The sequence below is a fragment of the Cytobacillus purgationiresistens genome (assembly GCF_030813235.1).
GTDB lineage: Bacteria > Bacillota > Bacilli > Bacillales > Cytobacillaceae > Cytobacillus > Cytobacillus purgationiresistens.
The window spans coordinates 1-7,678 of sequence record NZ_JAUSUB010000061.1; the positions used below are offsets into that span (position 1 = coordinate 1).

Below are 7,678 nucleotides of genomic sequence, written 5' to 3' on the forward strand. Positions count from 1 at the left end.
TTAAGAACGATTGGAGATAGAAAGCGTTGTATTTCTTGTGCAAAAAGTGTCAGTTCACTAGAGATGATAGGATTCATAAAAAAACACCATCCTTTATCGTAAACTTCTTACGATAAGCATAGCGTTTTTTTATTATTGGAGCTATTGTTTTTACTTAGCTTGATGGGCATGGGGTAGTACCAGCAAAGCTGCAAATCCGGCAAATTGATGGGTTAAATTGGAAATTCATCCATTGCTTCATTATATTTCTTTTGAGCCTCCGGCAGTGCCAACTTTGAATAAATTTCAAGGGATTGTCCACTCTCATGACCACTATATGGTTGGATTAAGGCGTCGTCGATCCCTTTCTTTTTAAGCCAGGTCAACAAAAAATGCCGGAGCTTGTGGGGAGACAAGGATTGTGACAGTCCAGCTGCTTCCGAATATTTGGCCAGAATTTTTCGAACGCCCCGATCCGTATATTTTATCTTCCAATTAGATTCAAAAAGATAACGTGCTTTTTCTTTTCTCATAGTTTCAACATGCATGGCTAACAGTTCCCTAAAGGATTGTGGGAAAGGAACGATTCGATCCTTTTTACCTTTTCCATTATTGATTCGGATTTGACAAAGGGATGAATCCACATCCGTTAGTTGGATATTGACTAACTCACTCACTCGAACGCCTGTATAAACAAATGTTTTGATGATCATCATGTGACGAAAGTTTTTCCCATTCCAGACTAAATCGTAATACCGTTTCAATTCATCTTCTGTTGGTACATAGGGAAGTTTTTTCGGTTTCTGTGCTACCTCAACCTCTAATTCTTCTCTTAGTTGTTGAAAAACCCGTTTTAGGTAATCATAATCGGGTCGTTCTCCCCGAAGATATTTTGCCAGTTCTTTAGCTTTCTTTTTTGCAGGTGTTCTTTGTTCTATCATATGGATACTCCTTTGATGTGAAGTCTTTCTTCCATGTTTAATTCGAACGTTCCATAAGGATTGACATGGCTGTAAACTAAAGGGGTAAGGGCACGTAAATCCTCTGATTCCATCAAATCAAACCATTTCTGTTCTGACAACACCTCTTGGATCATTAAGGTGTAATATAGACCAAACAATTTTGCAGTAGGTGAAGCGACAAAACCGCGATTTCTTGATCTTCCAAACGATTCGTGGAAATTTGGCCACCCTTACCATAAAAAATAAAGCTATTGGCCGAGTTCCAGTTCTCGATAACATTCAACCTCTCATGAATTTCCCGACGTATTTTTTCTGAATTCAAGTACTCGCAAAGGAAAATAGTTTTGATGACTTTTCCGAGTTCAGCCAATGCTTGGTACGTAGGGTGTTTTAGGTTATTTCGCGTAAAGCGTTTCAGAATCGCTTTCGTTTCAGCTGTTCCCAATCGGAGAGCAGTCGCATATTTGATCATCTGATCATACTGTTGCCGAATCAACTCCAAGGTTTTATCAAACAGAATGTTAAGGAGTACGCGATGACTCTATAGAAATACTTTAAGAATCCCGTAAATAATAAAAAGGATAGAAACTCAGAATGATTCTGGTTTCTATCCTTTTTGTTATACTAATGCTTTTGCTTTCTCCATATTCACTCTTCCTGAGAAGAAAGTTGCTCCTCCGCCCATATCTGCGATTCGGTCTGGCGTAAGCGCGTTTACGATTTGCTTCGTGCCAGGCTGATCTGCCCAAAGTCCTTGGCTGACAAGCACCCCTTGAAGTACATTATCGCCAACAGCGGCAGTCAATTCACATTCCCCACGGTGATTCCAAATACGAACCATATCTCCATCTTCCACCCCGTATTTTTCTGCATCATTTTGATTCATATGCAGCTTCGGTTGTTTTTCTAATTTGATATGTTTTTCATTATTAGAAAAAGTAGAATTCAAGAAGTTATGATTTGGTCCAGGAACGAACAGGAATTGTGCGTCGCCATCATTAACAATTGGCATATAGGTCGGTAAGGCCGGATATCCATCTTCCACCATTTTTTCTGAATAGAGCTCTATTTTTCCGCTGGGCGTATGAAGCTTGCCGGGCAGCAATGGTTTAATATTTGCTTTCATATATTCATTCTCAACGAGTTTCTCATAGGTGATATGGTCTATATAAGGATTGCTTGGGTGATTCAATGCATTTGTAATCACTTCTGCTTCCGATTCATTAAATGTACTCTCTGTATATTCCATTCCGGCTGCAAGCAGCTTGAATACTTCAAAATTTGATTTGGACTCTCCATATGCTTCAATGACTGGCTGCTGAAGATGGAAAAAGTTATGCCAGTAAGAACCATAAAAATCTGTGTTTTCATATGAAGAAGTCGACGGCAGCACGATGTCTGCATATTGTGCAGTTTCTGTTAAGAATAAATCGTGAACGACAAGGAATAAATCCTCTCTTTCAAGGCCAGCTTTGACTTTATTGCTGCTGGGTGCAATAACAGCCGGGTTACTGCCATACACATACATTGACTTGATTGGATTTTCTTCTTGGAGCAGTGCTTCCCCAATCGCGTTCATATTAATGGTTCGCGTTTGTTTGTTTTTCATCAAATCGGGTCTTTGCATGGCAAATGTGTTGTGTGCAAGGTAGCCTGAATTAGACTTAAGAGCACCGCCGCCCTTATGTAGCCATTGTCCGGTTACCGCAGGCAGGCAGGCGATGGAACGAATCGTCATTCCGCCATTATCATGGTGCTGCAGGCCGTTGCCGATTCTAATGAACGCAGGGGCAGTCTCACCATACATTCTCGTCAGCTTATACAAGTCGTCTACAGGTACGCCTGTAATTCCAGAAACTGTGACAGGGTCGTATTGAACAACATGCTGGCGAAGCTCCTCGTAGCCAACCGTATACTCTTTTAGAAAATCTTCATCTACTAAGTTCTCCGCAAACAATATATGCATCATTCCAAGTGCCAAAGCACTATCTGTTCCTGGTAAAATAGGAATAAACCAATCTGCCATTCTGCCTGTTTGGTTTTTGTGCACGTCGATGACGATAATTTTTGCACCCGCTTTTTTGGCTTTTTGTGCAAGTACGATTTGGTGCATATTTGTGCTTACTGCGTTGACTCCCCAGAAGATAATGAGCTTAGATTCCACGGTATCATCTGGATCCACACCAAAGCTTCCGCCCATCGTGTATTTGTATCCCTCTGACCCAGCTGCCTGACAAACTGCGCGATCAAGCTGAGATGCACCCAGTCGATGAAAGAATCGGCGATCCATACCTTCCGCTGTTAAATAGCCCATATTGCCATAGAAGCTATACGGAATGATACTCTCTGGTCCATCTAAATCAATCAATGATTTCCAGCGACTTGTAATGGTTTCAATTGCTTCCTCCCAGCTAATTCTTTCAAACTTTCCTTCGCCTTTCTCACCAACGCGTTTTAATGGATATTCCAATCGTTTATCATCATATAGTCGAGCCGCCATATTGCGGACTTTATTGCAAATATTCCCCTTTGTAACGGGATGATTCGGATCACCCACAACCTTCACGATTTTCCCGTCCTTCTTATGTACAAGCAAACCACATTGATCAGGACAGTCCAACGAACAGACTGATGGGAAAATTCCGTCTTTTTCTTGAGTAAAAGAGGACATACGAAGCGCTCCTTTGTAAAAAATAATATAAATATCATAAGACAGTTTATTCATTACTGCAACAGTGGAGCTTTAAAATACTTTGGTAGTTAATCGTATCACCGTGATAAAATAGTCTGATAAAATAATTCTAAAGTCCCTTGCTGTGACTAAAATGATAGAAATATAATAGAAATATGAAAAAACTTTACAATTGATAGGTCTGTAGTGCTAATATATGATTAGGATTAATAGTTTTAAAGTTATTTGCCTAATTTGCGATTCTATGTTGGATTGTGAGGAGTTGGAAGCATTATGCTGCCTGAATACAATATCGGAGAAATACTATACTCTTTAAGACAGAATAAATCAATCACTATAGAAGAATTAACAAAAGGGATTTGTACCAAAGAAGAGTATGAACGTTTTGAAAAGGAAAGCGCGTATCCAACAGTAGAACAGCTATATTTATTAGGACAAAGGTTACAAGTAAACTTGGTATATTTTTTTTCGATGGCGAAAAAGTGTAATCAAAACTACTCGCAGCTTGTTATTAATCTAATTAATAAATATAAGCGGGTGAGAGACTATCAAACCATTTACGATATTGTATTAAAAGAGCAACACTCGCCGATCTTTGATAATGTTCAATTAAAGCAATTTTTAAAATGGCATGAAGGTGTTTGTCTTTACTACTTACATAATGAGACTGAAAAAGCGTTGGAGTTATTGGATGATGCTATTAAATTAACGAATAAAGAATTTAAAAACTTAACTGAATCTGAAATTGAAATATTAACTAGTATCGCGATGATAGCTTATGAATCTAAAGACTATGTTCAGGCTAGGAATTATTTTGAACAATCCTTGGACGAATTACAAAGACTTCCAAGCCTAGTAGATCCAAAAGTAAAAATAAGAATCCTATTCGGCTTTTCTCAATCATTAACTGAGGAAGGGGAATATGAGAGATCCCTTACTTATTGTCAGCAAGGAATAAATCTCTGTATTGAAGTAGAACTACTGTACCTCCTAGCTGAACTTCACTATCAAAGTGGTGAAAACTTTATAAAGCTAGGAGAGGTTAAAACAGGAAAACATTATATTGAGAAGTCTCTCTTCTTATGTGATTTAACTAAGCATGAGAAGATGGGAGTCTTAATGAAAGCTGAATTAACCAAAATGATAAGTTCATTACCTTCGTAAAAAAAACAATTACATAATTGTTTTTTTAAATAATAAAGAAAGTGGTGGAAATTATGAAGAAACTATTATTAGCAGGTGTTTTAGTATTAGGAATTAGCGGTGCAAGTGCTCTATCAAGTGGCTCTTTAGAGACTGCTGGTATTCCGACACAACACAGTATTACAGGTAAGGAAACAGTTGTAGCAGGTATTCCAACACAACATGGTCTTCCTGTTGTTCCGTTCGGTATTCCAACACAACATTAATCTTTATTTGTTCAAAATTAAAATAAAAAAGTGATCATCTTCAACTTAGAGATGATCGCTTTTTTATTTTGAATTTTTAACCTTGAAAACCCCCAAAGAAGGTGTATGATAAGAGTGGCGTGAATGAACGTAGAACCTGAGAGTAAGGAGAAGCAACATGAAACAGACCTTTACTTTGCAAGAAAAAACAAAACAGATTTTAATTTTATTAATCCCTATCTTAATTACACAGCTTGGGATGTTTTCGATGGTGTTTTTTAACACGATTATGTCCGGGAGATATGATTCGGCAGACTTAGCTGGTGTTGCGATTGGGGCATCTATTTGGAATCCAGTATTTACAGGGCTGAGCGGGATATTGCTTGCAGTTTCACCGATTGCTGCACAAAAAATGGGGGAAAAGAACAATAAAGAAGTTACATCCATCGTAAAAAATGGCTTATATTTATCTGTTATTATTGCCCTAATTGTAATTATTGCCGGTGCCATATTATTGAATCCACTTTTAAATATTATGGATCTTGATAGCAGAGTACAGGAGACGGCTTTTCATTATTTAGTTGGTTTAAGTCTCGGTATCATACCTTTATTTTCATTTAATGTGTTAAGGTCATTTATTTATGCTTTAGGAAAAACAAGAATAGTAATGATCATTCTTTTATTGGCATTACCGATCAATCTTTTTCTGAACTATGTGCTCATTTTCGGGAAGTTAGGTTTACCAGAGCTTGGCGGAGCAGGGGGAGGCTACGCCACAGCAATTACCTACTGGTGTATCCTGCTGATGACAATATATGTGATTAATAAAATGCAGCCTTATTCTGCATTCAATATTTTTAAGAGTATAAGAGGTTTTGAGTGGAGCAGATGTAAGGAAATCCTCAAGATTGGTGTACCTATGGGATTGTCGGTATTCTTTGAAACGAGTATGTTTGCTTGTGTAACGATTTTATTAAGCCGATTTGATGTGACAACGATAGCATCATATCAAACAGCCTTAAATATCGTATCTTTCTTATACATGATTCCAATTAGCATCTCTATGGCTTTAACGGTTGTGGTCGGCTATGAAGTAGGATCAGGCAGAAATAAAGATGCCAAAGTTTATAGCTGGCTCGGAATCTATTTAGCGATGTTTATAGCTTTAGTGACCGGACTATTAGTCGTGTTGTTCAGGTATGAAGTCGCTGGTTTGTATTCGAGTGAACCTGCAGTCATTCAGTTAACGACACACTTTCTGATTTTTGCGTTATTCTTCCAGATTTCAGATGCGATCCAAGTGACCGCACAGGCTGCTCTTAGGGGCTATAAAGATGTTAATATCGCCTTTATTATCACCTTAGTTGCTTACTGGTTAATCTGTCTGCCAGTAGGGTTTATTTTAGCGAACTATACAAGCTTTGGTGCAACGGGGTATTGGCTTGGTTTAACTGCAGGTTTGTTGACAGCAGGTGTTTTTCTTTCAATTAGGTTAGTGTATATTCAAAAACATAGATTTGTGGAATCGAATAGTTATTGATGAAGGGTGGGAACTAGAGAAAATGCTAGTTCTCTTTTTTGGGGGATGGATTTAATAAATGAACAAAGTGTGTTCAAGTGAAAGGTACAGGAAAGAGTTTTAGAAAATCATGAAAAGTATTTCATTATATATTTTAATAGGTATAATTTTACATATCAATAGACTTGGTAGCTGCTGCTTGCAAAGGTCGATTCATTAATAATTACCAATTCAGAAATTATAACCACTCCATGTTGTAGAATTTTCTGCATTTGAGGCAAAGGCTATTTAAAGTGGTTGAGTTTATTTATCACCACTTTTAAAGGAGAATGTTATTTCTACAATAGAATACCGAGGGAGATGAGGCAGATAATTATTTGTGAAAACAAAAGCACTCAAGTGACCCGGCCAGACTGCAACTATTCAAGCAATACATTCGTTTGAAAAAAATAAAGCTGCAGCAAGGGCTATATCCTGCTGCAGTTTCTTTTAAATGGCAGTATACCCGCCGTCTACATGTAATACTGTACCCGTGATAAAAGAGGCTTTGTCACTTGCCATAAATACAATCGCATTTGCAATTTCTTCGGGCTTCCCTAAACGCCCAATTGGATGTTTGGCAATCATTTCTTTTTTTGTTTCAGGGGGGATTTGTTCTAATAACGGTGTCTCTATATACCCTGGTGAAATACTATTGATTCGAATACCTTTCTCTGCATATGTTAAGGCTACATGATAAACTAGTGGTTTGAGTTTAATTGATATTTCAGAAGCAAATACTGATTTAGGAGTATCATCGCTGTGATTGATATTCAAAAGCTGTCATGTCAGTATTATTTAGTTGTGACTTTCGGTTTCTATGGGCGACTCATAAGTGGAATGCTGAAGCTTAATAACAATATAAGAACAGTTTTGCAACGAAATATCGGATTTTCATGTTCTAAACTCGATATTAGAACCATTTTTCAGTGAAAAAGATGATTTTCATGTTCTAATCCGGCTATTAGAACCGTTTTTCAGTAAAAAAGATGATTTTCATGTTTTAATCCGGCTATTAGAACCATTTTTCAGTGAAAAAGATGATTTTCATGTTCTAATCCGGCTATTAGAACCATTTTTCAGTGAAAAAGATGATTTT

General features: G+C 37.5%; 6 protein-coding genes and 1 pseudogene. 3 read left to right on the forward strand and 4 right to left on the reverse strand.

The window, feature by feature from the left end; all coding sequences use genetic code 11:
- Positions 1 to 212: 212 nt before the first annotated feature.
- The 3 genes and pseudogenes from J2S17_RS28425 to J2S17_RS28435 form a co-directional block, all read right to left on the reverse strand.
- A complete protein-coding gene (locus J2S17_RS28425) occupies positions 213 to 920 on the reverse strand; it encodes a tyrosine-type recombinase/integrase (protein ID WP_307480678.1) in 708 nt (235 codons plus the stop codon).
- Positions 917 to 1,440 (reverse strand): annotated as a pseudogene (locus J2S17_RS28430) (Tn3 family transposase); the annotation flags it as partial. The gene J2S17_RS28425 and the pseudogene J2S17_RS28430, both read right to left, overlap by 4 nt.
- 120 nt (positions 1,441 to 1,560) lie before the next feature.
- On the reverse strand, positions 1,561 to 3,612 hold the full coding sequence (locus J2S17_RS28435) for a molybdopterin-containing oxidoreductase family protein (RefSeq protein WP_307480680.1): 2,052 nt from the start codon (positions 3,610 to 3,612) through the stop codon (positions 1,561 to 1,563).
- Between the two features lie 294 nt (positions 3,613 to 3,906).
- On the opposite strand from J2S17_RS28435, the gene J2S17_RS28440 reads away from it, so the two are divergent.
- From J2S17_RS28440 to J2S17_RS28450, 3 genes are all read left to right on the forward strand, one after another.
- Positions 3,907 to 4,797 carry an RNPP family C-terminal domain-containing protein gene (locus tag J2S17_RS28440; RefSeq protein ID WP_307480682.1) on the forward strand — a complete coding sequence of 297 codons (891 nt, stop codon included), beginning with the start codon at positions 3,907 to 3,909 and terminating at the stop codon, positions 4,795 to 4,797.
- Between the two features lie 53 nt (positions 4,798 to 4,850).
- A complete protein-coding gene (locus J2S17_RS28445; RefSeq protein WP_307480685.1) occupies positions 4,851 to 5,042 on the forward strand; it encodes a hypothetical protein in 192 nt (63 codons plus the stop codon).
- Positions 5,043 to 5,199: 157 nt separating this feature from the next.
- On the forward strand, positions 5,200 to 6,561 hold the full coding sequence (locus tag J2S17_RS28450; RefSeq protein ID WP_307480686.1) for an MATE family efflux transporter: 1,362 nt from the start codon (positions 5,200 to 5,202) through the stop codon (positions 6,559 to 6,561).
- A gap of 468 nt (positions 6,562 to 7,029) precedes the next feature.
- Here J2S17_RS28450 and J2S17_RS28455 read toward each other — a convergent pair whose 3' ends face one another.
- Positions 7,030 to 7,356 carry an SDR family NAD(P)-dependent oxidoreductase gene (locus J2S17_RS28455; RefSeq protein WP_307480688.1) on the reverse strand — a complete coding sequence of 109 codons (327 nt, stop codon included), beginning with the start codon at positions 7,354 to 7,356 and terminating at the stop codon, positions 7,030 to 7,032.
- Positions 7,357 to 7,678: the final 322 nt, after the last annotated feature.